Genomic DNA, 26,050 nt, shown 5'->3' with positions numbered 1-26,050 from the left:
AATCGGCAACGCCTCGCGTTCAGACTGCCTGATACGCGCATTTCCCGCGTGCGGCAGCCGGCACGGGAGACGGCACATGGAACGCTATCTGTTCATCGCCATCGGCGTGGCGGTCATTGCAATGATCGCTCCCAAGGCCGCTGACATGTTGGTGGTGGCCAATGGCGGGCCGGCCTCCGTGGCTGTTGCGACCAATGAGCCCGAGCCTGCCCGGGGACCGCGAACACTTGTGCTTTCGGTCGGTGAAAACGGCCACTATTCCGTCGATGCACACATCAATGGCCGTCCGGTGCACTCGCTCATCGATACGGGAGCATCTGTTGTCGCCCTGCCGGCGGATGTGGCGCGTGCTTCCGGCCTTCATCCCGCAGAGAGCGACTTCAAGGTCCCGGTGAACACCGCGAACGGAACCGCACGAGCCGCGCGTGTCAGCTTGCGCGAACTGCGTCTCGGCACGATCCGGTTGAAGAACGTCGACGCGCTGGTTCTCCCCGATGGCGCGCTGCATGTTCCGCTGATCGGAATGTCCGCGCTCAACCGTCTCGCCAAGGTCGATATCCGGTCCGGCACGATGCGGTTGATTCAATAGCCCCTGGAAAGCGATAGTCCGCCGGCAGCCAATCGGTCCCAAATCCGGTCGGCGTGCACTGCGAAAGGGCGGACATGGCATATGCACGACTTGCCGACGGGCGCCCGGTGGAGCGCGTCAGGTTGCGGCGCGGCGGTATCGAGGCTGACATCCTCACGTTCGGCGCGGTGATTCAGGATCTGCGGGTCGGCGGCCGTTCCGTGGTGCTCGGCTTCGACACATTCGTGCCCTATCTCGACCAGTCTCCCTACTTCGGTGCCATCGCCGGCCGATGCGCCAATCGTATCGCCAACGGCCGTTTCACTCTCGAGGGCCGGGAGTACCATCTTCCGCTCAATGAGGCCGGCCGCCACCACCTTCACGGTGGAACCGCCGGCTTTTCCGAACGGTTGTGGACCCTTGAAGAGGCGGATGCGCACAGCGTCCTGCTTTCGCTCGAGAGCGCGGACGGCGATCAGGGCTATCCAGGAACGGTGCAGGCTATATGCCGCTACACGTTGCTTGACGACACGAGCTTGAGGATTGAACTCGAGGGAAGGACCGATGCGCCCACCCTGTTCAATCCCGCTGCGCACAGCTACTTCAACCTCGATGGGACGGGAGGTGTTCTCGCCCACCGGCTCCGGATCGATGCGCATGAATTCCTGCCGGTGGATGGGGACCTGATCCCCACGGGCGAGATCAGACCGGTTTCCGGAACATCTTTCGATTTTCGCGAGCCGCGCGTGATCGGCGAACAATCGGGACATGAGCCGCTGGACCACAATTTCTGCCTGTCACGTGAGGCTGTCCTGCAGCCGCGCAAGGTTGCCAGGCTCGAGGCGGGCGACGGCAGTCTTGCTCTCGACCTGGCGACAACAGCCCCGGGCCTGCAGGTTTACGATGGGGCAAAGGTTGACGTTCCCCTTGCGGGGCACGACGGGCGGGGCTATGGCCCGAATGCGGGTTTGTGTCTGGAGCCCCAATTCTGGCCGGATGCCATCAACCACGAGGGTTTTGCCGGCTGCGTGCTGCGGCCTGGTGAAACCTCGCGCCAGGTGACGGACTATATTTTCACGTCTCGCACCTGAGGTGCCGACGCCTTGTTTCGATACGGGAATAGCCTCCTATGAAGACAGTCTTTTCGCCAGTGCAGCTCGCACATGATCCCAAACAGGAAATCTCGGACGGCATGCTGAAACCCGCCGTGGAAATTCCCTCCCGCGCGACCATGGTGCGGGACCGGGTTATTGCCGAAGGGCTTGGTGGCATCCTGGAGCCGGAGGAGTTCGGACGCGCAGCGCTCGAGCGCGTACATGATGCGGGCTATCTCGATTTCCTTGAAAGCTTCTGGGGGCGATGGACGGATGCGGGGCGCAGCGGTGAAGCCTTTCCGTTCGTCTGGCCCGTGCGGGGCCTGTCGACAGAGCCGGTTCCGGAGCACATCGACGGACTTCTGGGGCGCTATTCGTTCGACGCGGGAACGCCGCTTGGCGAGAACACCTTCGCGGCGGCGCGGGCAAGCGCCAACTCTGCCCTGACCGCGGCCCGGCTCGTCGCAGGCGGCGAGCGCTGCGCATTCGCGCTCAGCCGCCCGCCCGGCCACCACGCGGCGGCCGACTACTACGGTGGCTACTGTTTTCTCAACAACGCCGCGATCGCCGCACAGTGGATGCGCGACAACGGCGCGGCCAGGGTTGCCGTGCTGGATGTCGACTACCATCACGGCAACGGCACCCAATCGATTTTCTATGACCGGTCCGACGTCCTGTTCCTGTCCATTCATGCCGACCCGAGGGAGGAATATCCTTACTTTCTGGGTCATGCGCAGGAGACGGGAGAAGGTGACGGCGAAGGGTTCAATGTCAATCTGCCCCTGGCACCAGGAGCGGACTGGGCGATCTGGAGCGCCGCGCTCGAGGAGAGCCTGGGGCGTATCTTGGCCTTTGGTGCGGACACACTGATCGTGTCGCTGGGTCTCGACACCTACGAGAAGGACCCGATCTCGCGTTTCCGTCTTGTCTCGGAGGATTTTCTCAGGATGGGCGAGCGCCTGGCCGGCCTGAAGCTGCCGACCACCTTCATCATGGAAGGCGGGTATGCCGTCGAGGCCATCGGCGTGAACTGCGTCAACACACTCGCGGGCTTCGAGGGCGCCTGACAAAGGCGCCCTCGGTGGCCGGATCAGACAGGGAAGCCGTGGTCGCGCAGTGCCTGTCGCAGCGCATCGGCGCCCGTGAAGTGGATTGCATGCATCCCCGCGTCCCGCGCGCCCGCCACGTTGACCGCACTGTCGTCGATGAAGACCGTGCGCTCGGGCGAAAGGGCGTTCCGGGTCAAAAGCACGTCGTAGATGCGCGTGTCGGGTTTCAGCAGTTTCTCGTGTGCGGAGACGACCGTGTCACGAAAGCTGTCCGCCAGGAAAGGGAAGCGCTCGAGACATTCGGCGTATTTTTCGGCGCTGAAGTTGGTGATTGCGTAAAGCGGTACGCCGGCTGCCTTGAGGTCCTGGAGAAGTGAGACGGAGCCATCGACAGGACCGGGAACCATCTCGTGCCAGCGGGTATCCCAGGCGCGGATCTCCTCCTCGTAGTCGGGATGGCGGGCAAGGGCTTCAGCGATGCCGTCCGCGAAACTGCGGCCCCGGTCCTGCTCGAGATTCCATGACGGCGGCAGAATCTCGGTGAGGAAATGATCGACTGCCTCTGCCTCGGAAAAAAGCCGGGAATAGAGGTGACGTGGATCCCATTCGATGAGAACGTTTCCGAAGTCGAATACGACCGTATCGGGCTGACGGGACATGAAAGCTCCTGAGTGACAGGGAAAGCGACAGGCGCATGATCGCCGAAGGGTTTGAACGCGAAAAGCGAAGCTTTCATGTCGGCGTGAGGTGCATTCGGGCTTTTGCCGCACACGGCCTGGTTCACGTGGCTGCCTTCCTGCTGGTTTTTTCCGTGGCTCTTCCCCTCGTGAGCGTTCGCGCGCAGGACGGCGACGGTCTGCCCGTGCCCTTGGACACCGACGTGGCGGGGCAGGATGAGGCGGACGCCGCCATGTTTCTTCCATGGCCGGAAGCCTCCACGTCCGAAGGCGACGACCGGGAGGAGGCATCGGATGAAGATGATGCCGGCGGGTCGGCGAGGGTTTTCGATCCCGAACGCCTCGCGATGTGGCCCGTGTTGCGCATCGGCATGGTTCTCGACCCGGCGCAAGGGGAGTTCGGCGGGGTCGAGCCTTTCCGTGCAAACCTGGAGGAACGGCTTGGCATCCCCGCTGTCGTTGTCGCCTTTTCGAGTCTGACACGGCTGCAGGCGGGGCTGCTGCGCGGGGAGGTGGACTATGCGTCGCTTTCCACCACCGCTTTCGTTGATGCTCAGGAACGCTGTTCCTGCCTGGACCCTCTCGCCGTTCCGATGGACGAGGCTGGGGTGAGCGGCTGGACCCTGCTGGCGATCGTGCCGGCAGGCAGTCGCTTTTCCGGCCTGGAGAGCCTTGGCTCTGCCCGCATCGCACTGGCCCCGGAAGGTTCGACGGCCGGGCGGCGCCTGCCGCTTGCGCTTCTGGAGGCCGCAGGCGTTTCGTCTGATGAGGCGCGGCTGGTGGAGGAGGCCGGACCGTTGGAAGCGGTCGCGGCAGTGCTTTCCGGGAGGGCGGATGTCGCCTTTGGCTGGAGGCCGGCAACACGAGATGGAACGTTTGCGGAAGGCGGAACGCTTGCCGCACTTCTGGCACGCAGCGGCGTTGTTCCTGCGGTCGATGCCATACCGCTTTTGGGACCGATCCCTTCCGCGCCGCATGTGGCCCGTACGGATCTTCCCGAAAGCCTTCGGCAAGAGCTGCGCGGCGTGCTGGCAACCTGGGGCGGTTCGGGAGAGCGTCCTGCCGGAAGCGGCGCATTTCAGCCCGTTTCGCAAAAGGACTTCGATCTGCTTGCGCCTCTCACGGCAGGAGGCGGCGGCAAGAACGCGGTGCGTGGCCGGCTGCGTCCGCTGGTGCCGCGTTGAGAGGCGGCACCGACGTCAAGAGGCCTGTATCAGGAACAGCACTCTACCTCTGAACTGACACGCGGACGCATGTAGTAGGTGTCGGTCAGTTCGATCGTATCGGTTGCAAACACGTCTTTCAGAAGTGCGGCGAAGGTCGGCCGATGCGTATAGGTCGCCTGCGCCACGATCAGATAGGTGTCCTTCTGCTTCGTCAGACCTTCCGGAATATCGACGGGGGGAGCTCCGTTTTCGGACCACTGGGCGGTATTCAGAGCCCGGCTCCATTTCACGCGGGGCTTGTTGACTTCCTTGATCCAGATGCTTGCGACGACGAGCTTCAGATTGCTCGCGGGGTACGGATCGAGCACCGCGTCCGACATCTTGAGGAGGTCTCTGATGTCGGCTTCGTTGAGTTTGTCGGTCTGGGCGACGAGGTCGGCAATGGAACTGGCCACCTGACTGACCTTGCGGTCGACCGTGAGCGCTGAATCAAGCTCCACCATCCCCAAGAACAGGAGCAGCATGAACGGCAGAACGAGTGCGAACTCGACCGCCGCGACGCCGCGGCTGTCCCGGCCGAGGCGGCGCAGCAGGCGAAAGCGCGCGAAAACTCCGCCCGTACGGCCGGAACGCTCCTTGCTGGCAAAGGGGACGGACTTCAAGGGCCTCACCGGACGGTCTCCTAGCTGTTGGGCTTCGTCGACCATGGGAACGGCTCGTTGCGGAAGATCGCTGTTGCGACCAGCAGACGGTCTCCCGACGCGAGGTCGGCGAAGTTGGTCGCCATCAGCGAGGAGAACATCGGCCAGCGGTACATGGCACGCACGATGATGATCTCGTTTGCCTCGCCATGGTCGTAGCCCACGTCATCCGTCATCTGGCCGTCTTCGATCAGAGGCTTGGACTTGTAACTGGTGAAAGATTCGATCTTTTCGACGTCAATTGTCAGCCGGTCCGCGCTTATCGGGAAACCGCTTGTCTTGGCGAGGATCTGCTCCTTGAACTTCGAGGCGTCGAACCCTTCCGCCTGGGCCTGGCCGGTCCTGATCATGCGCGCCGCATCCAGAACGGCGTTGTTCAGCACCTGATCGGCAAAGAAGGCGAGGCCGATCTCGATGATGCCGAAAAGAAGAAGCATGAAGGGAATGGCCACGAAGGCGAACTCGATCGCCGCCGTGCCTTCGCGGTCGCGGCCGAACGCACGAAGCAGGCGGCAGAGTGACCCGAGCCGTGTCTTGCCGCTCCTGTCAGCCATGAATGTCTCTCACCTCTTCACGTCGGGAGCGGTTCCTGGGGACGTCAGTTGCCGACGCCGGCTGCCTTTTCAGACATCTCGGTACGTGCGGTGGACTGCTTCGCGATCGCATCATAAGCGGTTTCCGTGTCGCCGACGCGAAGCACCGGCTCACACTGTGGCGCGCAGGAGTAGGAACTGCGCGCGGTTCTGCGCAGGACCGTCACGACGTCGCTCGAGGGGGCTCCGACGGTAATGACTTCGTCGATGATCGGTTCACCGGCCTTGTCGAGGATCACCAGGTTCGTGGTGCCGTAGAGCTTGCCCGTCACGACAACGGTCTGGCGGTCGTACATCGCGACATCCGCGATTGCGGGATTGCCCACGATGACGGTATCCGCCGGCGCATCGATGCGAAACACCTTGGCCCGGTCGGTCATGACATGAACGGCACCACCTTCGGCAGCCATGGTGCCGCTCGCGAAAGCAGGGGCGAGAACCGCGGCGGCGGCAATCGCCGCGCCCAGAATTGCGCGATGTCGAGACATGCCTTTCGGCTCCTTCTCAGAGTTCCTACCCGAACGTCAACGATATTGGTGAAGGAACCGCTAACGGTCGTTGCAATCAGGTGGCATAGTTAAATTTATCAATATTGGTGAGCCATCAAGTCTGCACTCTCCAGGCAGCTTGGGGAGAGCGAAAATCAGGTTCTTCGCACTCTATGATCGGGAGTCGTTTTCGATTGTGGTTAATAGTGAGACCTTGTTGTTCTCAAGTCGTTAACCAAAATTCGGCAGATCTCGAAAGTCATCCGTGTGTTGGGTGAATTTAACTTTGTGGCAAGATGTCAAGTCTACATTCAGGTCAACTTCGATCGGTCGGAAATAAAAACAAGGCCGACGAGGTGGTGCAGTCAAATCGAATGGAAAATAGGAGCCAAATCATGAAGAACCTTCTCGCTCGCTTTGCCAAGGACGAATCCGGTGCGACCGCCATCGAGTACGGCCTCATCGCCGGCCTCATCTCCATCGGCATCGTCACGGCCGTGACCACCTCTGGCACCGCCATCTCGGGTATCTTCACGACGGTCGGAACCCAGCTGACCACGGCCAACGGCAACGTGAAGTAAGCCCTGTGCTGAATGCTTCGGAATGGTTCGCGGTTGCGAACCATTCCGGCAAACGGGCGGCTTAGGCCGCCCGCTTTTCTTGGAGCCATCGGATTTCGCGAGGAAACCGGACATGATCGAGGCAGCCCTGCTTGTCATCTTTCCGACGCTGGTTGCTTTTGCCGGCGCGTCCGATCTCTTCACGATGACGATTCCGAACCGCGTTTCCCTGCTGCTTGTCGCCGGCTTTTGCCTGCTCGCTCCGGCCGCCGGCCTTGGCCTGGTCGATATTGGCTTTCATCTGGCGGCAGCGGGTGCGGTTTTTCTCCTTTGCCTTGCCTTCTTTGCCTTCGGCTGGATGGGGGGAGGAGATGCAAAGATCGCAACTGCGGTCGCCCTCTGGTTCGGCTTTACCCAGCAGACGATTGGATTTATCGCGCTGTCCGGTATCTACGGTGCCTTGTTGACTATTGCGCTGGTATTTTTCCGTCGGGTGCCCGCATTGCCTCTGCCCGCAAACAACCGCACGGAATGGCTTTTGCGCCTTCATGACAGTCGTTCCGGTATTCCGTATGGTATCGCGATTGCCGTCGCGGCGCTGCAGGTCTATCCGCTGACCATGTGGTTCAAGCTGATCGGCTGATCGCCCGGGAACCTCTCCGCCACCGCGATCCATTTGCCGGGCCGCTGGCCCGCGCCTGTTTCCCTCTCCGTAAGCCGTATTGAACCTGTTGTCGGTCGCCGTTTCATGTTGTTAACGGTTGGTAAATAAGCTTGCCCTGATTTTCGAAATGCGAAAACGTTTAATTCTGTTAATCAACGTTGCTCATACCTGATTAACCATGTCTTGACCATTTGTCCCGCAAAGTAATCGGAACATGGCCGGAGCGTCTCAGCTCGACGGCCGGATTCGATCTCTACGGGTATTGGTCATGAAGATCGCACGACTGGCAATCCTTGGTGTCTCGCTTGCGGCCGGGCTTCTCGTGGCACGCATGGTGCTGAGCACCGGCCCGGAGCCGGTGGCGGAACCCGTTGTGGCCGAGCAGGAGGTCGAGAAGGACGAGGTCCTTGTCGCCGACCGTGACATTGCGCTCGGCACGGCTGTTCACGATGGGGACATGCGCTGGGCGGAATGGCCGCGCGATCTGGCTCCCGCGAACGCGATCCTGCGCTCGATGCGCCCCGACGCCATCGGCGAGATCGCGGGCCGTATCGCCAAGGCACCGGTCTATGCGGGCGAGCCCCTGCGCGAGGAGCGCCTGATCAACTCGGACCGCGGCTTCATGTCGTCAATCCTTCCCAAGGGCAAGCGCGCCATCGCCGTCTCGGTCGAGGCCCTGACGGCTGCCGGCGGTTTCATCCTGCCCGGTGACAAGGTGGACGTGATCCTGACGCGTCAGTCCGGCAGCCGGGGGTCGAACTCCTTCATGAGCGAGACCATCCTGCAGAACGTGCGCGTCCTCGCCATCGACACCACCACCGCCGGCGAGCAGGACGAGAAGGCGCTGCCCCCCGGCCAGACCGCGACCCTGGAGTTGCTTCCCGCACAGGCGGAAGTCGTCGCGCAGGCATCGCAGCTCGGCACCATCTCCCTTGTGCTGCGGTCGGTTGAAGACTCTGCCGATGACGCAGAGACCGACGACATCGGTGGCGGGGTGAATTTTGTGAAGTTCGGCGTGTCCGGCCAGATGCAGACCCAGCGCTGAAGCGCGGGTCGGCTGGAAGACGACGGCAAGGAGAACTCGAATGCTGGCTCAACGTTTCAAAGGCATCGGCACCCGCGCTGCTCTTGTCGTGACGCTCGCTCTGGGGCTGGCGGCAGGAAGCGGCCTCGGTGTCCCGACGGCCGCCCACGCGGAATCGTTTCCCAAGTCGGTGACGATCTCTGCCGATGAGCGCGTTGCCGGCCGGCTCTTGCGCGTGGGCATCGGTCGCTCGGTGGTGGTCAACCTGGGAGAGGAGGTGGCTGACGTCATCGTCTCCAACCCGGAAGTCGCCGATGCGGTCGTCCGCAGCTCGCGCCGGGTCTTCATCATGGGCAACAAGGCCGGGCAGGCGAGCCTGTTTCTGTTCGGACGCGCGGGCAACCAGATCGCGAGCTTCGATCTGGCGGTCGAGAACGACACCACGGACCTCAATGCCATGTTCCGCCGCGCAATTCCCGGTGCGGAGATCCGTGCCGAGTCGGTGAATGGCAATATCGTCCTGTCTGGCCGTGCCCCGAGCACCGCTGCAGCACAGCGGGCTGCCGATCTTGCCGCCCGCTTTACCCAGAGCAAGGGCGAGGACGCACAGCCGGTTCTCAACATGATCGCCGTCACCGGCAAGGATCAGGTCCACCTCAAGGTGACCGTGGCCGAGGTCGAGCGCTCGATCATCAAGCAGCTCGGCGTGAACCTCGCCGGCAACATCGGCCTTGGAAACTACAACATCGGTTTCAACAACTCGCCGAGCTACACGGTCAACTCGAACATCAACAACCGTGGGGCTGGCGGGCTCTATGACCCGACGAATCCCAACTCGACCTCGGGCTTTGTCGCGGGCGGAACCCAGCTCAAGGCGAATATCGAGGCACTGCAGCGTGACGGTGTCATCCGCACGCTGGCCGAGCCCACCCTGACGGCAATCTCCGGCGAGAACGCCAGCTTTCTGGCGGGTGGCGAGTTCCCGATCCCGATCGCTCAGGACAACAACAAGATCACGGTGCAGTTCAAGAAGTTCGGCGTCGGGCTCGACTTCACGCCCGTGGTCCTCGACGAGGGACGTATCTCGCTGCGGGTCAAGACCGAGGTCAGCGAGTTGACCCAGGACGGTGCCGTCAACATCGGCACGCTGACGATCCCGGCGCTGAAGGTGCGCAGGGCGGAGTCCACCGTCGAGCTTCCCTCGGGCGGCACGCTTGTGATGGCGGGCCTCCTCAAGGAGACCTACAAGCAGGATCTCAACGGCGTTCCGGGCCTCATGCAGGTTCCGATCCTGGGCTCCTTGTTCAAAAGCCGGGACTTCCTGCGCCAGGAGACCGAACTCGTCGTCTTCGTCACACCTTACACGGTGCGCCCGGTCGCTCGCTCCGAGCTCGTCACGCCGACAAAGAATTTCGCTCCGGCGACCGACGGCGACACCATTTTCCTGAACCGGCTCAATCGCATGTATCGGGTTTCCGGAAACCCGGGCGAGGGCTCCTATCACGGCCAGGTCGGCTTCATCTACGAGTGAGGAACGGAACCATGACGTCCCGCCCCGCCAATCGCCCGATCCGTCGCGGCTCCCGCCATGGAACGGAAACAGGTCGCCAGACGATCCGTGCGAGCCTGCCGCTGGTTGCCGTTGCAGCAGCTCTGATCACGGGCGCCTGCAACACGCAGAAGCCCACGACCGAGGTGCTTGCGCTCAACGACTACCGCCTTCGTCATCCGATCATCGTGGCTGAAGGCACGAAGACGCTAGATGTGCCGGTGGGCAGCGGCATGCGCTCGATCTCGCCGTCACTGTCGGCGGCTGTCTCGAGTTTTGCCGGCGAGGCCCGATCGCGCGGAGCCGATTCCATGGAGATCGTCGTACCGTCCGGGTCCGCGAATGAGGCGGCCGTTCACGCGGTCCTGCCGAAGCTGCGCGGCGCGGTGGCCCGTGGAGGCATCTCGTCGAAGCGCATCGTGACACGCAGCTATCCGGTCGGAGATCCGAGCGTTTCGGCGCCGATCCGCTTGGCCTATTCGGGCATTCAGGCGAAGGCGGGACCATGTGGCCAGTGGCCGGACAACATCACCGGCGGCGGCGACGGAAAGCGTCACAACCCGCAGCTCAACAACACCCAGTACTACAACTTCGGATGCGCGCAGCAGGCGAATCTTGCCGCCATGGTCGACAATCCGACAGACCTGCTTTATCCGCGCGCGTCTTCTCCGGCTGACCAGAACCGCCGCGCCAAGATCTACGAGACCTATCGCAACGGCGAGCAGACGGCATCCGAATACAAGGAAGGCAGCGGCGCCAAGGTGTCCGATGCAGCCGGCAAGTGAGGCGGGGAGTAGAGGAATGAACGGCCTGTCCTATGACGACCTGAGCCTGCCGGAAGTCGACGCCGATCCGGAGCCGCGCGTGCCTTCCGGTGCCGAACTGGAACCGCCCGTCGACACGCTCGACCTGAAGATGGTGCCGCGCATTGCGGTGCAGGCCTTTTGCGAGACCGAGGATGTCACGCGCGTCATCGAGACGGTGGCGCAGGACCGCCGAATGTCCAAGGCGCATGTGAAGGTGCACCGAGGCGGCATCGCCGCGGCTGTCGATTTCTACGGTCAGGCCCCGACGCCGAACCTGATCATCATCGAAAGCCGCAACCAGTCGGCTCGCCTGCTTGAGGATCTGGAGCGTCTTGCCGAGGTCTGCGATCCCGGCACCAAGGTCGTGATCGTCGGGCACGTCAACGATGTCGTGCTCTACCGCGAACTCATCCACCGAGGCGTCAGCGACTACCTCGTCGCCCCTGTCAGCCTCTATCAGGTGATTGGGGCAATCGGTGAGCTCTACGCGAGTCCTGAAGCCGATCCCCTGGGCAGGGTGACTGCTTTCATAGGCGCAAAGGGAGGCGTTGGATCCTCCACGGTTGCCCACAACGTCGCCTGGTCGATTGCACGCCAGATCGAGCGGGACGTGCTGATCGCCGACCTCGACCTTGCCTTCGGCACCGCCGGGCTTGATTTCAACCAGGACCCGCTGCAGGGCGTGTTCGAGGCGATCTCATCTCCCGAGCGTCTCGACGAGACCATGCTCGACAGGCTGTTGTCCAAGTGCACCGAGCGGCTGAGCCTGCTTGCGGCGCCTGCCACGCTGGAGCGTACCTACGATCCGTCCGAGGAGAGTTTCGACGGTCTCATCGATATCATGCGCCAGGGAGCGCCTTCGGTGGTTCTGGACCTGCCGCACGGCTGGTCGGGCTGGACCCGCAAGGTGTTGGCGTCGGTCGACGACGTGGTGATTGTGGCCGAGCCGGATCTCGCCAATCTGCGCAATGCGAAGAACATGATCGATACGCTCGGGCAGCTTCGGCCGAACGACGGACCTCCGCGGCTGGTCCTGAACCGGGTGGGCGTTCCCAAGCGGCCTGAAATCAAGGCGTCCGAGTTTGCCGATGCATTGGGTGTCGAGGCGGTCGTCTCCATACCCTTCGAGCCCCAGTTGTTCGGAACGGCTGCCAACAACGGTCAGATGATCGGCGAGCAGGACGAGCGCCACGCGACAGCCGAACTGTTCACGCGGATCTCGCAGGTGGTGACGGGGCGTTCTGAAGTGCAGCGAAACAAGGGACTGGCGCTCGGCGCTCTCGTCGGGCGCTTGCTCAAGAAGGGCCGGGCGGGCGCGTGATCCGTCCGGGGCGTCCGTCAAGACGATCTGAAAGCAGGTAGCGATGTTCGGTCGACGTGGTGTGACATCCGGAACCCCGAGTTCCAGCCCCGAGGCAGCTCCGCCGCCGCGCCAGCAGGCGCCGGCGCCGACCGCGCCTGCGGAGCCGGCACCGCCGTCTCCGGCGGAGCACGCCACCCCGGTCGCGCCGAAGATCACGGCTCCGGATACCTCCGCTCCAGCGCCGGCCGCGGCACCCCAGCCGCGAGCCCAGGCTAGACCGCAGACGGAAACGGTCAAGATCAAGGCGCCGCAACGCTCGCAGGAGTATTACGCCACCAAGGCGTCGATCTTCAACGCGCTGGTCGAGGCGATCGACCTGTCGCTTCTCACGCGCCTGAGCGTGGATGAGGCGCGCGAGGAAATCCGCGATGTCGTCAACGATATCATCGCGCTCAAGAACGTGGTCATGTCCATTTCGGAGCAGGAAGACCTGCTGGAGGACATCTGCAACGACGTGCTGGGTTTCGGGCCGCTCGAGCCGCTTCTGGCGCGCGACGATATTGCCGACATCATGGTCAATGGCGCCGACACGGTCTACATCGAGACCGAGGGCCGGATGCAGCAGACCAACGTGCGCTTCCGCGACAACCGGCAGCTCATGAATATCTGCCAGCGGATCGTGAGCCAGGTCGGACGACGCGTTGACGAGTCGAGCCCGATCTGTGACGCGCGCCTGGCTGACGGCTCGCGCGTCAACGTGATCGCGCCGCCGCTCGCCATCGACGGCCCCACGCTCACCATTCGTAAGTTCAAGAAGGACAAGCTGACCCTCAAGCAGCTCGTGCAGTTCGGGTCGATCTCGCCCGAGGGAGCCTCGGTCCTGGAGATTATCGGCCGCTCCCGCTGCAACGTACTGATCTCCGGAGGTACCGGCTCGGGCAAGACGACCCTTCTCAACTGCCTGACCGCCTACATCGATGCGACAGAGCGTGTCATCACCTGCGAGGATGCCGCGGAGCTTCAGCTTCAGCAGCCCCATGTGGTGCGCCTCGAAACCCGTCCGCCCAATCTGGAGGGGGAGGGCGAAGTGACCATGCGCGATCTGGTCAAGAACTGCCTGCGCATGCGTCCCGAGCGCATCATCGTCGGTGAGGTGCGTGGCCCGGAGGCGTTCGATCTCCTGCAGGCCATGAACACCGGTCACGACGGTTCGATGGGCACGCTTCACGCAAACAGCCCGCGCGAGGCGCTTTCGCGACTGGAATCCATGATCACCATGGGGGGCTTCTCGCTGCCGTCGCGGACGCTGCGCGAGATGATCATTTCCTCCATCGACGTGATCGTTCAGGCTCAGCGCCTGCGTGACGGCTCGCGCAGGATCACTCATGTGACCGAGGTGGTGGGCATGGAAGGCGACGTCATCATCACCCAGGACGTCTTCCTCTACGACATCCTGGGCGAGGACGCGAACGGACGCCTGATCGGCCGCCATCGCTCCACCGGCATCGGTCGTCCGAAGTTCTGGGAGAAGGCACGCTACTTCGGCGAAGAGCAGCGGCTTGCCGCAGCCCTTGACGCATCGGAAGTTCTGGAGGACGGGCGTGGTTGATTTCCAGGCACTCCTGACACCTGAAGTGACCCGGCTCGCCTTGGCGGGCTTGGCGGCCTTCTCGATCGTCGGCATTCTCTATGCCGTGTTCCAGCCCATGCTGAGTGGCGGTTCGCGTAGCGAAAAACGGCTGAAAAGCATTGCCACGCGGGCCCCGTCTCTTGAGGCGGTGAGGCGCACGAAGGACGCGGACAAGCGCCGAAAATCGGTTCAGGATCAGCTTCGCGACTTTGAGCAGCGCGAAAAGAAGAAGGCCCAAAAGGCGGCAAAGGTCTCCATCGAGGAACGGCTCGACCAGGCCGGGCTCGAGTGGTCCAAACGCGGTTTCTATGTCTTTTCCGCGATTTGCGGCGTTGTCATGCTGATCATCGGCATGTTGATCACCGGATCGCTGCTGCTGAACGCGGCGTTTGCCTTCATCGGCTTCTTTGGTCTGCCACGCTTCTACCTGTCACGTCGGCGCAACAAGCGCATCGAGGCTTTTCTGAACGAATTGCCCAATGCGGTTGACGTGGTCGTGCGCGGAACGAAGGCCGGTTTGCCGTTGGCGGAGTGTCTGACGATCGTTTCTCAGGAGGCACGCGAGCCTATCCGCACCGAATTCCGCCGGATTATCGAGGCCCAGGCGATGGGCATCTCGCTGCCCGAGGCCGTGGCGCGCCTGCCCGAGCGCATGCCGGTCGCGGAAGCCAATTTCTTTGCCATTGTGGTGGCCATCCAGTCCCAGGCCGGTGGTTCCATTTCCGAGGCGCTCGGCAACCTTTCGAAGGTGCTGCGTGAGCGCCGTGCGATGAAGGGCAAGATCAAGGCGATGAGCCAGGAGGCGAAGTCCTCCGCCGCGATCATCGGCTCGCTGCCCTTTATCGTGGCCGGTGTCCTCACGATCACCAGCCCGTCCTACATCATGCTCCTCTTCACGGATCCGACCGGCAACATCATCCTGGCGTTCTCAGCCATCTGGATGGTGACCGGGATGCTGATCATGAAGAAGATGATCGCCTTCGATTTCTGAGTGGTCCAGCCATGTCCATGTCCGAGCTTCTGTCCCAGCAGACCATCATCCTGGCGTTGACCGTTCTGGCGGTGGGCGGCACGGTCTATTCGCTGGTCATCCCGTTTATCGAGGGGGACAAGCTCAAGAGCCGGATGAAGTCGGTCGCCCTGGAAAGGGACAAGCTGCGTGCGCGCGAGCGTGCACGTCTCGCAAATGAGAAGCAGGCGTCACGGGTTTCGCTGCGCAACGCGCCCAAGAAGCGTCTTCAAAGCATCGTCGACCAGCTTAACCTGAAGAACCTCATGTCGGACGAGAAGACGGCGTTCCGTCTCGTCCAGGCTGGCCTGCGTGGTCCGCGACCGCTCTATACGTTTCTCTTCGCCCGGCTCGTGATGCCGGTGATCCTCTTCGTGGTGGCGTTGTTCTACACGTTCATCGTGCTTCAGCTCGAACAGCCGCCAATGGTCAATGTGCTGATTGCCAGCGTGATCGCCTTCATCGGCTACTACGCTCCGGACCTTTATGTGAAGAACCGCATCCAGAACCGTCAGGTATCGATTAACCGGGCCTGGCCGGATGCGCTCGACCTCATGCTGATCTGTGTGGAGTCGGGCATGTCCATCGAGGTTGCCTTCCGAAAGGTCGCGGAAGAAATCGGCATTCAGTCCGTGCCGCTCGCCGAGGAACTGACGCTGACGAACGCCGAACTTTCCTATCTCGGAGACCGCAAGCAGGCTTACGAGAACCTGGCAAAGCGGACAGGCCTCGAGGGGGTGAAGAATGTCTCGCTTGCGCTGATTCAGGCCGAGCGGTACGGCACGCCCGTTTCCCAGGCACTGCGTGTGATGGCGGATGAAAGCCGGTCGCAGCGAATGCAGGCCGCCGAAAAGAAGGCCGCCGCCCTGCCGCCAAAGCTCACCGTGCCGATGATCGTGTTCTTCCTGCCCGTGCTTCTGGCCGTTATCATCGGTCCCGTCATCATTCAGGCCATGGCGACCTTCCGATAGGGCTGTTTTCGTGCTGATGCCGTTTGGCGCAGTCGCTGTTGGAAGCTAAGCAAAAGGCCCGCCGGAATTTTCCGGCGGGCCTTTTGCATTGTCTAGCTTTTTTCTGTCAAGAGAGGCGAAAGCTGTCCGGATCAGCTGCCGCTCTTCTTCTTCCTCTTGTCGCCATCGGACAGCTCCGCCCAGGTGTTCTTCTGGGAGAGCATCTTGCGAAGGTAGGCGATGTTCTCGTTCGCTTGGCGCGGGTCCATCTCGGCGCGAGCGACCTGCTCCGCTTCGTCGAAGCGTCCCTGCAGGCCGATAGCCAGCGCGAGGTTCTGTCGGATACGGCTGTCGGCGCGGGGGCTGTTGGACGCGTCGCGCAGGATCTTTTCTGCCTTCTGCACCTCGCCTGACAGCAGATAGGACATGGCGAGGTTGTTGAGCAGGCTGGGCTCTTGCGGGGCGATACGGAGTGCCTGGGTATAGAGCTTGCGTGCCTCGGCGGTGTTGCCCATCTGGTCATTGATCGCCGCTGCCGCCGACATTAGCCGCCAATCCGGATTCGTTGGTGTCTGGGCCCCGTTGATCACCTGAAGCGCTTCTGCCAGCTTGCCGCTCATGGCCAGCACCTTGCCGTAGGCGGCGGCAATGTCCCGATCCGACTGATGGGTGATGACGGCCTTGCGCAGAACGGCTTCGGCCTGTTCGACCTGGCCATTTCGTTTCAGGGAGGCCGAATAGTTCAGAATGTTCTCGCGGTCGCTCGGGTCGCTCTCGTAGGCCCTGGCCCAGTACCCCACCGCCTGGCGCGCGGCGTCCGAGCCGGGCGCGACATAGTTCTGGCCGCTCGCGCCATGGGTTCCCACGCTCCGCTTGGACGAGGCGCAGCCGCCGACCGCCAGGAGAGCGACCATCGAGACCGCAAGCGTCATGCGGAGCGGGGTCGATCGCGTGATATCGCGTCGGAAGAAGGGCATGAAACCAGGCTCCTGGACTGTGCCCGCCAGTCCGGCCGCGATCTGTTCGCGCCCGGCTGGCGAGGGTCGCAATTTGGCTTTCCAAGCAATAGGCCGTTAACCCTAATGCTTCGTTAAATCCGGGCGGAGCGTCTGCCTGGAAACTGGGTTGCGCGCGGATTTGCGGCGTCCGGGCAATCGGTTAAGCTGGAAGCCTTCCGGTGTTGCCACGCCGCCGCGTGGCCAGGTGAAATGAGGTCAGTTCCGTGCGTCATGCTCTTGCAGCCTTCGAGTCATCCCTTCCGACCGTTCCGGTTCATGTCGTTGACAAGCAGTCTTTGGCGGAGACGCTTGCCGGCCTGCCTGCGTCGGTTAGAGGGTTTGCGGAAGCGTCGGGCTTTGAGGCTTCCGTCGGCCAGGTCCTCGTGGTTCCGGATGTGGACGGAGCCATTGCAACCGTTCTGTTTGGCGTGGCGAACGCGACAGATCCCGGCTTTGCGCTCGGCGACCTGGCGCGCAAGCTTCCCGTCGGGACATTTCGTATCGTCGGGGTTGGTAGTGTGGGGGAGGCGGCGGCCCTTGCCTTCGCGCTTGGTTCCTATCGGTTCGAGCGCTATCGCAAGCCTTCGGACAAGGCCCGGCCGGTGCTGATGGTGGAACCGGAGGTCGATCTGGACGCGGTGCTGGGCATTGTCGCCGGGGTGCAGATCGCACGGGATCTCGTCAACACCCCGGCCAATGACCTCGGCCCGGAAGAACTCGCCACCGCCGCTATCACGCTCTTTGGCACTTATGGCGGGTCGAGCCGGGTTGTCGAAGGAGAAGCGCTTCTGGAAGAAGGCTTTCCCATGATCCATGCGGTCGGTCGGGCAAGCACGCGCGCGCCGCGCCTGATCGATGCGACATGGGGTGACGAGACGGATCCGAAGGTGACGCTTGTGGGCAAGGGGGTCATTTTCGATACAGGTGGTCTCGACATCAAGCCGGCCAACGCCATGACCCTGATGAAGAAGGATATGGGCGGCGCGGCCAATGTTCTCGCTCTCGCGGCCATGGTCATGGACGCGGAACTGCCAGTGCGGTTGCGGGTCATTATTCCCGCTGTCGAGAATGCGATCTCCGGCAATGCCTTCAGGCCGGGCGACATTTTGCCGAGCCGCAAGGGGATCACCGTCGAGATCGGAAACACGGATGCCGAGGGACGGCTGGTGCTTGCGGACGCGCTTGCGCTGGCTGATGAGGAGGAGCCGGAGATCCTTCTGGATATGGCGACGCTTACGGGAGCTGCACGTGTCGCGCTCGGGCCGGAACTGCCGCCCTTCTACACCGACGACGAAGACTTTGCCTCCGATCTGGCTGCAAGGGCACTCAAGGTGTCGGATCCGCTCTGGCGGCTTCCTCTGTGGAGGCCCTATGAGAGCTATCTGGAGAGCAGGGTTGCCGATATCAATCACATCAACACCTCCGGTGCGGGGTTCGCGGGATCGGTAACGGCCGCGCTCTTTTTGGCCCGGTTTGTCGAGAAGGCCAAAACCTGGGCGCATTTCGACATCTACGCCTGGAACCCGTCCGACCGTCCGGCACGCCCGGCAGGCGGAGAAGCGCAGGCCGTGCGTGCCCTCTTTGACCTGCTGAAGGAGCGGTACGGAGGGAGCCAGGCTGCGTGACGGAAGGTGGCCGACGTATAACGGATCCGAAACGATATTCGCGCTAGTGTCGCCTGGGACGCCCGGACCACCCGGGGCAGGAGGGACATCAGACGGATGGGAATCGAGATCCGGCCGGCACAGGCGCTGAGGCTCTGGCACGACGTGACGATGTCGCTGGTGACCGATGGTGACCAGGATCTGACGTCGCGCCAGATGGCGATCCTTCTCACTGTTTACCTGGAGCCGCCGCCCCATACGGTGCGGGGGCTGGCGGCGCGCCTCGACGTCACCAAGCCCGTCATTACCCGTGCCCTGGATACGCTGGGAGCAATGAAGCTTCTGTCGCGTCGCCGCGATGAAGCCGACCGGCGCAACGTGGTCGTAACGCGGACCGTTGCCGGTGCCTTGTATCTGGAGCGTATTGGCGACACGATCAGTGTGAAGGCTGCCGAGATAACACGCTGAAAGCCGCATGGCAGATGCGGGGTGTTCAACTTCCTCCAGTCAGGGTGATGCATGACCGGGACAGCCGAGCTTGCCGATTTGGATCGCCGTCGCCATCCCGTGCGAACCGATCTTGCGGCGCGCGCCTATGAGGGGCGCGTCGATGTTCCCCGTTTTGCCGATGGCACTTTGATGCATGTCACCGCCGATCTTGTCGACATTCGGCCTGTGCCCGATCCATGTCGTTCCATCGATAGCCAGGCGATCTTCGGTGAGCAGGTAACCGTCTTCGAGGTTTCCGATGATGGCTGGGCCTGGGGACAGCTCGGAACGGACGGCTATGTGGGATACATGCCGTATTCGGCACTTGGAGACAGAGGGGAGACGCCGACCCATCGGGTCACGGCTTTGCGCAGCTACCGCTATCCCTCTCCCGAGTTGAAGAGCCCGCCGCTTGGTCTGCTCTCACTGGGTGCACGCGTCGCAGTGATCGGCGAAACGGTGGTGCGCGGGTTGACCTATGCGCTTCTCGCGGACGGTTCTGCCATGGTTGCCCGCCACCTCGCGCCTCTCGGCGCCCGCGTGGACGACTGGGTGTCCGTGGCCGAGATGTTTCTTGGAACACCCTATCTATGGGGAGGGCGCTCCTCACTCGGGCTTGACTGTTCCGCGCTGATCCAGCTTGCCGCCGCCGAAGCCGGCATCCTTGTTCCGCGCGACAGTGACATGCAGGCCGGGGAAGCCGGCGATGCGCTGCCGCTTGAGGATTTCAGCAAGGGCAACCGGCGGCGTGGCGATCTTCTGTTCTGGAAAGGCCATGTTGGTGTGCTCTTGTCACCGGACGAACTTCTACATGCCAATGGCCATACGATGAGCGTTGCCAGGGAGCCTGTGGCTGAAGCCTTGTCCCGTATTTCAAAGGTCGAGTGGGGAGCGCTTACGGGTTGGCGGCGGCTGCGCTGATGCTGTCGTTCTCGGCGTACCCTGCGGGGGATCTGGTCGGGGCATACGACCGGCGCCGATAATGTCGTTCAAAAATTGTTTTGTGAAATTTTATTCGTTTTACTAATCCTTGGTCGGAAATTTGTTCTTGGTGTGTCTTTTACGTTGGGGCAGCTATGCAATATATGCATTTGCCCCTACAGGTGAATCCGAATAGACAGCCGTCAATTCGTCCAGCAATCATCTGGACATATGATCAGATCGTGGCCGGTCGGCAGAGGAGGGACCCTTGCCCGGCACGCCGCGACCCTTGGTAAAAGCTCCTCGACACTGCCTTGGTAGCCGGGAGGGCGGCTGTTGTCGCGGGAGCCGGACGGACCTTCTGTTTCATGTTGCATGTCATTCCCGATGCCGTGTTCCTCCATGTCGAGGACAGCGCGGCAGATGCCCGGCTTTTCCGTGACGTCCTCTCCACGGTTACCGGAAATGTTCGCGTTCGCCGGGTAAGTTCCATCGCCAAGGCGCTGGATCTGCTTTCCGTCGACGATCCTTCCGCTGTTCCCTTCGATTGCGTCGTTGCGTCCACGGGGATTGCGGGTGGAAGCGCACGTGATCTCGCCTGCCGCTTGCGCCAGCGTTACGATACGGCGACGCTTCCCATCATCGGGCTGGCGCGCGATGCGCCCCAGAGCGAGGCCGCGAGCTGGTTCGATGCGGTCTACCAGAAGTGTGACAGCCGCAAGGGTTTGCGCCCGGTCGTCGAGGCGATCGTGAGCCTCTGGTTCGATCGCGCCCGCCGTTTCCACTGCTGATCCCGCGGGGTTTCAGTAGCCGGCGTTTCTGTCTACGAGATTGGCCAGTGGTTTTCCGGCCTCGTGGGCAAGTATCTGTTCGGCGATATAGTCGGAGATGGCTTCAGGGTCGCTGTCGGCGGCTATATGCGGCGTGATCACCACGTTCTCAAGATCCCAGAGCGGGCTTGTCGCGGCGAGTGGTTCCGTTTCGAAGACGTCGAGGCTTGCGCCGGCAAGTGTCCCATCGGTGAGCGCGCGTACCAGATCGGTTTCCACCTGGCTGCCACCTCGCCCCGCGTTGATGAACACCGGCCCATCGATTGCGCCGTCACGAGCGAGCCGTGACAGGAAGCCATGATCGACGAGATGCCGGGTTTCGTCGGTCAGCGGCAGAAGATTGACGAGAATGTCCGTACGCGCGAGGAAATCATCGAGCTCGGACGCGCCGGCGAAACAGGCTGCGCCATCCACCTGTTTGCGGCTGCGAGCCCATCCGGCAACGTCGTACCCGAGCCGCACCAGAACGGACGCGGCCTCCTTGCCCAGCACCCCGAGTCCTAGAATGCCGACGCGTACGCGGTGCGCAGCAGCCTGTTCGTAGTCTTTCCAGACCCGTGCCCTTTGCTGCGCAAGATAGGTGAGTTGTCGGCGGTGGTGCAGAAGGACCTGCAGGGTAACCCATTCGCTCATGCGAGCGGTGAGGTCCGGGTCCACGACACGCACCAGGGGGACATCCGGAAGGTGTGGGTCGGACAGGAGGTGATCGACGCCCGCGCCGAGTGAGAAGATCACCTCTAGATTGGGGCAGCGTGCGAGAAGTCCCGGTTCGGGTTTCCAGGCCAGCGCGTAGCGCACCTTTGAAAGTTCGCTATCGCTTGCGGGGTGGCTCGCAACCCTGTGACCGGGAAGACGGGTTGAAAGTCTCTTCACCCACGGCTGCGGGTTCCATCCGGACACGGCAATGAACAGGGACATGGATGAACGGGCTCCCGGTCTGAGGATTGGTGTCCCGTATTAGCTGCTTGTCCGGCCCGAGGCAAAGTCGCCGGCGGCGCTCAGGCGCCGGACCCCGCGCCATTGGCGTCCGGCGCTGCCCGGGCTTCGTTCGGGCCGGTTCCGGACACCTCGTCAAGATCGAGTTCGCCGATATTGCGACCTCGCCGGGTGATCTTCTCACTCGAGATCAGGATTTGCTCGATGTCGCGCTCAGCTTGCCCGAAGTGCGTTTGGAGCTTGCGCACCCGCTCGTCGAGCCGGGATACATCGTCAACCAGATGTGCGACTTCGATCTGGATGCGGTGGGCTTCCTCTCGCATTCGCGCATCGCGCAGTACCGATTGCACCACCTGTATCGACAGCAGCAAAAGCGAGGGCGACACGATCACCACCCTTGCACGGTGCGCGCGCTGGACCAGATCGTCGAAACGCTCGTGGATTTCGGCAAAAACACTTTCCGAAGGCACGAAGAGGAAGGCTGTGTCGAGTGTCTCTCCGGGAAGAAGATAGCGGTCGTGAATGTCCGAGATGTGCTTCGCGATGTCGCGGCGAAAGCGTGCCTGCGCCTGCTTCAGGCTTTCGGCATCGCCCGCCGCCCGCAAGGCTGTGTGCGCTTCCAGGGGAAACTTGGCGTCGATGACGAGCGGAGGTGCTCCGCCGGGCAGGTGGATCAGGCAGTCCGGCCGCGAGCCGCTGGAGAGCGTGGCCTGGAACGAATAGGAGCTTTCCGGCAAGGCATCCTTCACGATGGCTTCCATCCGGCCCTGACCGAAGGCGCCGCGCGTCTGCTTGTTGTCCAGAATTGCCTGAAGCTGACCGACCTGTCCCGACAAGGAGGAAATGGTGGATTGCGCCCGGTCGATGACTGCCAGACGCTCGTGCAGATGGCGAAGGCCATCGTGGGTGCGCCGCGTCGTCTCGGCAAGCGACTGGCCGAGCTTGTGGCTCATGCCGTCGAGGCGGTCGTTGAGTGCTCGCGCGAGATCTCCCTGCCGTGAGCCGAAGATTTCGGCCATTGTCTGCATTCGACCGGTCATCTCGGCCTGCACCTTGAGCAGATCGGCGACACGTTCCTCCAGTTCCCAGGCCTGTTCCGCACTGCGAGCATCCGCCGCACGGCGCGCCCGCGCCTGTCCGGCCGCGATGAGAACGAGCACGAGAAGAAGGGCTGTGATGGCGATGCCTGCGCCCGCCAGAGCTTCGGCGACGGTGAGCGGGTGACCCGCGATCGTGACAAGAATCGTCGTCATGGAAACAAATATAGAACATCCGGCTGTGTCACGAAACGAGCGTGCGTTGACGCCCGCGCGCCTTTCACATATCTCAGCGGCATGACGAAGCGCGATATCATTATCCTCCCCGATCCCCGGCTCCGGCTTGTGAGCGAGCCCGTCGCGACGGTCGATGCGGAGGTCCGCCAGCTTGCCGACGACATGCTGGAAACCATGTACGAGGCTCCCGGCATCGGCCTGGCCGCGATTCAGATCGGCGTGCCGAAGCGCATGCTGGTGCTCGATGTCGCACGCGAGGGGGAAGAGCCTGATCCCCTGGTCGTCATCAATCCCGAGGTGGTGTGGGAATCGCCCGAGCTGTCCGCGTATCAGGAGGGATGCCTGTCGATCCCGGACTACTACGAGGACGTTGAGCGCCCGCAGCGTATCGGTCTGCGTTTCCTGGACCGCGAAGGCGCGGCGCGCGAGATCGAGGCCGACGGATTGCTCGCCACCTGCCTGCAGCACGAGATCGATCACCTGAATGGTGTTCTCTTCATCGATCACATCTCGCGACTGAAGCGGGATCGGGTCATGAAGAAATTTCAGAAACAGGCTCGCTTCGCGGAGAAGGGCTGAGGTCCGGACGCCCACCGCACCACGATCACGGTTCGTCGAACGCGTCGCGAGAGACCTGCGTGCGAGATTGTACGGTGACCTTGTCCGTTGTGGCGGTTCGCACGGAGCGGCGCGATTGGACTTCGAATACGAAAGGGACGGCACCAGATGAGCCTTCGCATCGTCTTCATGGGGACGCCCGACTTCGCGGTTCCCACGCTGATGGAGATCGTCGGGCAGGGCCACGATGTCGTCGCCTGCTATAGCCAGCCGCCGCGCCGGGCGGGACGCGGGATGGAGGAACGCCGACAGGCGGTACACCAGGCAGCGGACACGCTTGGCATAGAGGTACGCACCCCGCTCACCCTGAAGGATGCGGACGAGCAGGCCCGCTTCGCCGAACTCGAGGCGGATGTCGCCGTCGTGGTCGCCTACGGGTTGATCCTGCCGCGTCCCGTTCTCGAGGCACCTGCCTTCGGTTGCCTCAACCTTCATGCCTCTCTTCTTCCGCGCTGGCGCGGGGCAGCTCCCATCAATCGGGCGATCATGGCCGGTGATGCGGAGACGGGCGTCGAGGTGATGCGCATGGAGGCCGGCCTCGACACGGGGCCAGTGTACATGGCTGAGAAGGTCGCGATCGACGATGCCATGACCGTTGGTGACCTGCATGACCGTCTTGCGGTGCTCGGTGCCGACCTGATGGCTCGTGCGCTTGCCGCTTTGCCGCGTGGCGGCCTTGCGGCCACGCCCCAGGCGGAGGACGGCGTGACCTATGCCCGCAAGATAGAAAAGGGCGAGACCCGGATCGACTGGACGCGGCCCGCCCGCGAAGTCCACAATCACATCCGCGGCCTGTCCCCTTTTCCCGGTGCATGGTGCGAGATGCCACTCGGCTCTTCTCCCGAGCGGGTAAAGGTACTGCGCTCGGCGATTGCTGCGCAGGACGTTGCAGGTGATGCGGCGCCGGGAAGTGTCCTTGTCGCCAATGCTGACGGTGGCGTTGTGATTGCCTGCGGGAGCGGAGCAGTGCGTCTCATGCAGGTTCAGCGGGCGGGGCGCAAGCCCATGGGCGTGGGAGACTTCCTGCGCGGTGCCCAGCTTGCGCCGGGTGCGACGTTGGCCTGATCCGATGTTTGGTGCCGGTCGGCAAGAGAACAAAAGCAGCGTTGCGAGAGAAAAGCCAGATGCGGGATATGCCGCCAGTGAGCACGAGGAACCGGACCCAGTCATGACCCATCCTGCTCTCGAGCCCGTGTTGAGGCCTTTCGCGTCCGCTGACGCTGAAGCCGTCTCGACGCTTCTTGGCGCCGCCTTCGGTCAGGATGCCGAGGCACGTCTGGTCCACGACCTCAGGGGATGCGGTGCCTTCCTGTGTGAGCTGGTTGCCGTTGACCCCGACGGTCGCATCGTCGGGTATGTCGGGTTCTCGCGCGTCACGGGGGCCGGAGCTGCCCATCGCATTTCCATTGCCTGCTTGGCGCCGGTTGCGGTTTCTCCTGATCGGCAGAAGAGCGGGATCGGAGAAGCCCTCATTCGCGCCGGTCTCAAGGAGCTTGGCGAACAGGGCATCGATCTCGTGCTTGTTCTGGGGCCACCGTCCTACTATCCGCGCTTTGGTTTTGATGCCGGGCTCGCTCGCCAGGTCACCGCGCCCTATGCCGGAGCAGCCTTTCAGGCACTCGCCCTGACGCCTGCGGCTCGCGCCGCGCTGCCCATCGAGGTGACTTTCGCCACGCCTTTCGAAGCCTTCGAGTAAAGGGCCACCCAAAGGTCGCGACGGACAGGACATGCCCCGCTACAAGCTCGTTATCGACTACGACGGTCGCCCTTTCGTTGGCTGGCAGCGCCAGGACAACGGTCCCTCCGTCCAGGCGGTGATCGAACGTGCCGTCAAGGCGTTCTCGGGTGAGAGCGTGACAATCGGCGGCGCCGGACGCACGGACGCCGGCGTGCACGCGACCGGGCAGGTCGCCCATGTCGACCTCGCCAGGGAATGGCCCGAGTCGACGATCTACGGGGCGCTTAACTTTCATTGCCAACCCGACCCCGTGGCGATCCTGTCGGTCGCGAAGATGCACGAGGGCTTTGACGCGCGGTTTTCGGCGATCCGTCGTCACTATCGCTTCCGGATTGCCAATCGCCTGCCGCCGCTCACCCACGAGCGCGGTCTCGCCTGGCATGTGAAGAAGCCACTCGACGCCAGTGCCATGCACGAAGCCGCGCAGGCTTTTGTCGGCCACCACGATTTCACCACCTTCCGGCACTCGCGCTGCCAGGCGAAGAGCCCGTGGAAGACCCTTGAGGCCTTCTCCGTGCGCCGTGAGGGCGAGATCGTCATCGCCGAATGCTCCTCACGTTCCTTTCTGCACAATCAGGTTCGCTCGATGGTTGGAACCTTGCGGCTTGTGGGCGAGGGGCGCTGGTCGGCCGCCGACGTCGCGAATGCGCTTGCCGCGTGCGACCGCGAGGCCTGCGGTCCGGTGGCGCCACCGGACGGGCTGTATCTGACCCAGGTCGATTATCGCTCCGCGGAAGAGGACCTCGCCTCGCGCGCCGCCTATCTGGCGGAGGTCGCCGAAACCACTGGCAAGCCTGTCTAGGGCGGCACC

28 protein-coding genes are annotated in these 26,050 nt (G+C 62.9%); 21 read left to right on the top strand and 7 right to left on the bottom strand.

Translation table 11 applies throughout. The features are described 5' to 3' along the window. Nucleotides 1-76: 76 nt before the first annotated feature. From ACYX4S_RS14640 to ACYX4S_RS14630, 3 genes are all read left to right on the top strand, one after another. Nucleotides 77-589 carry a retropepsin-like aspartic protease family protein gene (locus tag ACYX4S_RS14640; protein ID WP_293721577.1) on the top strand — a complete coding sequence of 171 codons (513 nt, stop codon included), beginning with the start codon at nucleotides 77-79 and terminating at the stop codon, nucleotides 587-589. Nucleotides 590-663: 74 nt separating this feature from the next. After that, a complete protein-coding gene (locus ACYX4S_RS14635; protein ID WP_476360722.1) occupies nucleotides 664-1,659 on the top strand; it encodes an aldose epimerase family protein in 996 nt (331 codons plus the stop codon). A gap of 38 nt (nucleotides 1,660-1,697) precedes the next feature. Beyond that, nucleotides 1,698-2,729 carry a histone deacetylase family protein gene (locus ACYX4S_RS14630; RefSeq protein ID WP_476360721.1) on the top strand — a complete coding sequence of 344 codons (1,032 nt, stop codon included), beginning with the start codon at nucleotides 1,698-1,700 and terminating at the stop codon, nucleotides 2,727-2,729. A 23-nt stretch (nucleotides 2,730-2,752) separates the two neighbouring features. Here ACYX4S_RS14630 and ACYX4S_RS14625 read toward each other — a convergent pair whose 3' ends face one another. Further along, nucleotides 2,753-3,370: an HAD family hydrolase gene (locus tag ACYX4S_RS14625; protein WP_476360720.1), complete on the bottom strand. Its 618-nt coding sequence runs from the start codon at nucleotides 3,368-3,370 to the stop codon at nucleotides 2,753-2,755. 152 nt (nucleotides 3,371-3,522) lie between these two features. Here ACYX4S_RS14625 and ACYX4S_RS14620 point away from each other — a divergent pair, with 152 nt between their 5' ends. After that, nucleotides 3,523-4,572: a phosphate/phosphite/phosphonate ABC transporter substrate-binding protein gene (locus ACYX4S_RS14620; RefSeq protein ID WP_476360719.1), complete on the top strand. Its 1,050-nt coding sequence runs from the start codon at nucleotides 3,523-3,525 to the stop codon at nucleotides 4,570-4,572. A 29-nt stretch (nucleotides 4,573-4,601) separates the two neighbouring features. Here the strand turns inward: ACYX4S_RS14620 and ACYX4S_RS14615 are convergent, their stop codons facing one another. Genes ACYX4S_RS14615 through ACYX4S_RS14605 form a run of 3 tightly spaced genes read right to left on the bottom strand, consistent with a single transcriptional unit; the run spans nucleotide 4,602 to nucleotide 6,336 of the window. Beyond that, nucleotides 4,602-5,261: a TadE/TadG family type IV pilus assembly protein gene (locus tag ACYX4S_RS14615; RefSeq protein WP_476360718.1), complete on the bottom strand. Its 660-nt coding sequence runs from the start codon at nucleotides 5,259-5,261 to the stop codon at nucleotides 4,602-4,604. Then, nucleotides 5,237-5,809 (bottom strand): TadE/TadG family type IV pilus assembly protein, encoded by a 573-nt coding sequence (locus ACYX4S_RS14610; RefSeq protein ID WP_476360717.1) that lies wholly within the window; start codon nucleotides 5,807-5,809, stop codon nucleotides 5,237-5,239. Before ACYX4S_RS14610 ends, ACYX4S_RS14615 begins: the two co-directional genes overlap by 25 nt. 44 nt (nucleotides 5,810-5,853) lie before the next feature. After that, a complete protein-coding gene (locus tag ACYX4S_RS14605; RefSeq protein WP_293721595.1) occupies nucleotides 5,854-6,336 on the bottom strand; it encodes a pilus assembly protein N-terminal domain-containing protein in 483 nt (160 codons plus the stop codon). 395 nt (nucleotides 6,337-6,731) lie between these two features. Here ACYX4S_RS14605 and ACYX4S_RS14600 point away from each other — a divergent pair, with 395 nt between their 5' ends. The 9 genes from ACYX4S_RS14600 to ACYX4S_RS14560 all read left to right on the top strand — a co-directional run bounded on the left by ACYX4S_RS14600 (nucleotide 6,732) and on the right by ACYX4S_RS14560 (nucleotide 15,852). Next, complete coding sequence (locus tag ACYX4S_RS14600; protein WP_476360716.1) at nucleotides 6,732-6,917, top strand: Flp family type IVb pilin; 186 nt, start codon at nucleotides 6,732-6,734, stop codon at nucleotides 6,915-6,917. Between the two features lie 112 nt (nucleotides 6,918-7,029). Then, complete coding sequence (locus ACYX4S_RS14595; protein ID WP_476360715.1) at nucleotides 7,030-7,539, top strand: A24 family peptidase; 510 nt, start codon at nucleotides 7,030-7,032, stop codon at nucleotides 7,537-7,539. A 289-nt stretch (nucleotides 7,540-7,828) separates the two neighbouring features. Continuing rightward, the gene (gene cpaB / locus ACYX4S_RS14590; protein WP_422067891.1) at nucleotides 7,829-8,605 is read left to right on the top strand and encodes a Flp pilus assembly protein CpaB; all 777 of its coding nucleotides are present in this window, start codon (nucleotides 7,829-7,831) and stop codon (nucleotides 8,603-8,605) included. A 40-nt stretch (nucleotides 8,606-8,645) separates the two neighbouring features. Then, complete coding sequence (locus tag ACYX4S_RS14585; protein WP_476360714.1) at nucleotides 8,646-10,115, top strand: type II and III secretion system protein family protein; 1,470 nt, start codon at nucleotides 8,646-8,648, stop codon at nucleotides 10,113-10,115. Nucleotides 10,116-10,126: 11 nt separating this feature from the next. Further along, nucleotides 10,127-10,918, top strand: a complete 792-nt coding sequence (locus ACYX4S_RS14580; protein ID WP_293721606.1) for a CpaD family pilus assembly protein — start codon at nucleotides 10,127-10,129, stop codon at nucleotides 10,916-10,918. Nucleotides 10,919-10,934: 16 nt separating this feature from the next. Then, a complete protein-coding gene (locus tag ACYX4S_RS14575) occupies nucleotides 10,935-12,260 on the top strand; it encodes a CpaE/TadZ family protein (protein ID WP_476360713.1) in 1,326 nt (441 codons plus the stop codon). A gap of 43 nt (nucleotides 12,261-12,303) precedes the next feature. Beyond that, nucleotides 12,304-13,851, top strand: a complete 1,548-nt coding sequence (locus tag ACYX4S_RS14570; RefSeq protein ID WP_476360712.1) for a CpaF family protein — start codon at nucleotides 12,304-12,306, stop codon at nucleotides 13,849-13,851. Beyond that, entirely contained in the window at nucleotides 13,844-14,863 is a 1,020-nt protein-coding gene (locus ACYX4S_RS14565) for a type II secretion system F family protein (RefSeq protein ID WP_422067895.1), read from the top strand. Before ACYX4S_RS14570 ends, ACYX4S_RS14565 begins: the two co-directional genes overlap by 8 nt. An 11-nt stretch (nucleotides 14,864-14,874) precedes the next feature. Continuing rightward, nucleotides 14,875-15,852 (top strand): type II secretion system F family protein, encoded by a 978-nt coding sequence (locus ACYX4S_RS14560; protein WP_476360711.1) that lies wholly within the window; start codon nucleotides 14,875-14,877, stop codon nucleotides 15,850-15,852. Nucleotides 15,853-15,983: 131 nt separating this feature from the next. Here ACYX4S_RS14560 and ACYX4S_RS14555 read toward each other — a convergent pair whose 3' ends face one another. Then, a complete protein-coding gene (locus ACYX4S_RS14555) occupies nucleotides 15,984-16,808 on the bottom strand; it encodes a tetratricopeptide repeat protein (protein WP_293721616.1) in 825 nt (274 codons plus the stop codon). A gap of 245 nt (nucleotides 16,809-17,053) precedes the next feature. Between ACYX4S_RS14555 and ACYX4S_RS14550 the strand changes: the two genes are divergently transcribed. The 4 genes from ACYX4S_RS14550 (at nucleotide 17,054) to ACYX4S_RS14535 (ending at nucleotide 20,634) form a co-directional block, all read left to right on the top strand. Beyond that, entirely contained in the window at nucleotides 17,054-18,454 is a 1,401-nt protein-coding gene (locus ACYX4S_RS14550; protein ID WP_476360710.1) for a leucyl aminopeptidase family protein, read from the top strand. Between the two features lie 96 nt (nucleotides 18,455-18,550). After that, nucleotides 18,551-18,901: a MarR family winged helix-turn-helix transcriptional regulator gene (locus tag ACYX4S_RS14545; RefSeq protein ID WP_293721621.1), complete on the top strand. Its 351-nt coding sequence runs from the start codon at nucleotides 18,551-18,553 to the stop codon at nucleotides 18,899-18,901. A gap of 51 nt (nucleotides 18,902-18,952) precedes the next feature. Beyond that, nucleotides 18,953-19,843, top strand: a complete 891-nt coding sequence (locus ACYX4S_RS14540) for a C40 family peptidase (protein WP_476360709.1) — start codon at nucleotides 18,953-18,955, stop codon at nucleotides 19,841-19,843. Nucleotides 19,844-20,211: 368 nt separating this feature from the next. Beyond that, nucleotides 20,212-20,634: a response regulator gene (locus ACYX4S_RS14535; protein ID WP_293721625.1), complete on the top strand. Its 423-nt coding sequence runs from the start codon at nucleotides 20,212-20,214 to the stop codon at nucleotides 20,632-20,634. Nucleotides 20,635-20,646: 12 nt separating this feature from the next. On the opposite strand, the gene ACYX4S_RS14530 is transcribed toward ACYX4S_RS14535, so the two are convergent. After that, nucleotides 20,647-21,591: a 2-hydroxyacid dehydrogenase gene (locus tag ACYX4S_RS14530; RefSeq protein WP_476360708.1), complete on the bottom strand. Its 945-nt coding sequence runs from the start codon at nucleotides 21,589-21,591 to the stop codon at nucleotides 20,647-20,649. A gap of 80 nt (nucleotides 21,592-21,671) precedes the next feature. Further along, nucleotides 21,672-22,862: a DNA recombination protein RmuC gene (locus ACYX4S_RS14525; protein WP_476360707.1), complete on the bottom strand. Its 1,191-nt coding sequence runs from the start codon at nucleotides 22,860-22,862 to the stop codon at nucleotides 21,672-21,674. Nucleotides 22,863-22,943: 81 nt separating this feature from the next. Here ACYX4S_RS14525 and def point away from each other — a divergent pair, with 81 nt between their 5' ends. The 4 genes from def (at nucleotide 22,944) to truA (ending at nucleotide 26,041) form a co-directional block, all read left to right on the top strand. Further along, entirely contained in the window at nucleotides 22,944-23,462 is a 519-nt protein-coding gene (def, locus tag ACYX4S_RS14520) for a peptide deformylase (protein WP_293721631.1), read from the top strand. 147 nt (nucleotides 23,463-23,609) lie between these two features. Continuing rightward, nucleotides 23,610-24,566, top strand: a complete 957-nt coding sequence (gene fmt, locus ACYX4S_RS14515) for a methionyl-tRNA formyltransferase (RefSeq protein WP_476360706.1) — start codon at nucleotides 23,610-23,612, stop codon at nucleotides 24,564-24,566. Between the two features lie 103 nt (nucleotides 24,567-24,669). Continuing rightward, nucleotides 24,670-25,197, top strand: coding sequence for a GNAT family N-acetyltransferase (locus ACYX4S_RS14510; protein ID WP_422067904.1), 528 nt, complete (start codon nucleotides 24,670-24,672; stop codon nucleotides 25,195-25,197). 31 nt (nucleotides 25,198-25,228) lie between these two features. Further along, nucleotides 25,229-26,041 carry a tRNA pseudouridine(38-40) synthase TruA gene (gene truA, locus ACYX4S_RS14505; protein WP_476360705.1) on the top strand — a complete coding sequence of 271 codons (813 nt, stop codon included), beginning with the start codon at nucleotides 25,229-25,231 and terminating at the stop codon, nucleotides 26,039-26,041. The last annotated feature ends 9 nt before the right edge of the window (nucleotides 26,042-26,050 follow it).

This window comes from Stappia sp. ABD4_338 (assembly GCF_056312175.1).
Note: the sequence above shows the minus strand (reverse complement) of the source record. Positions and strands in the feature narration are given on the sequence as shown.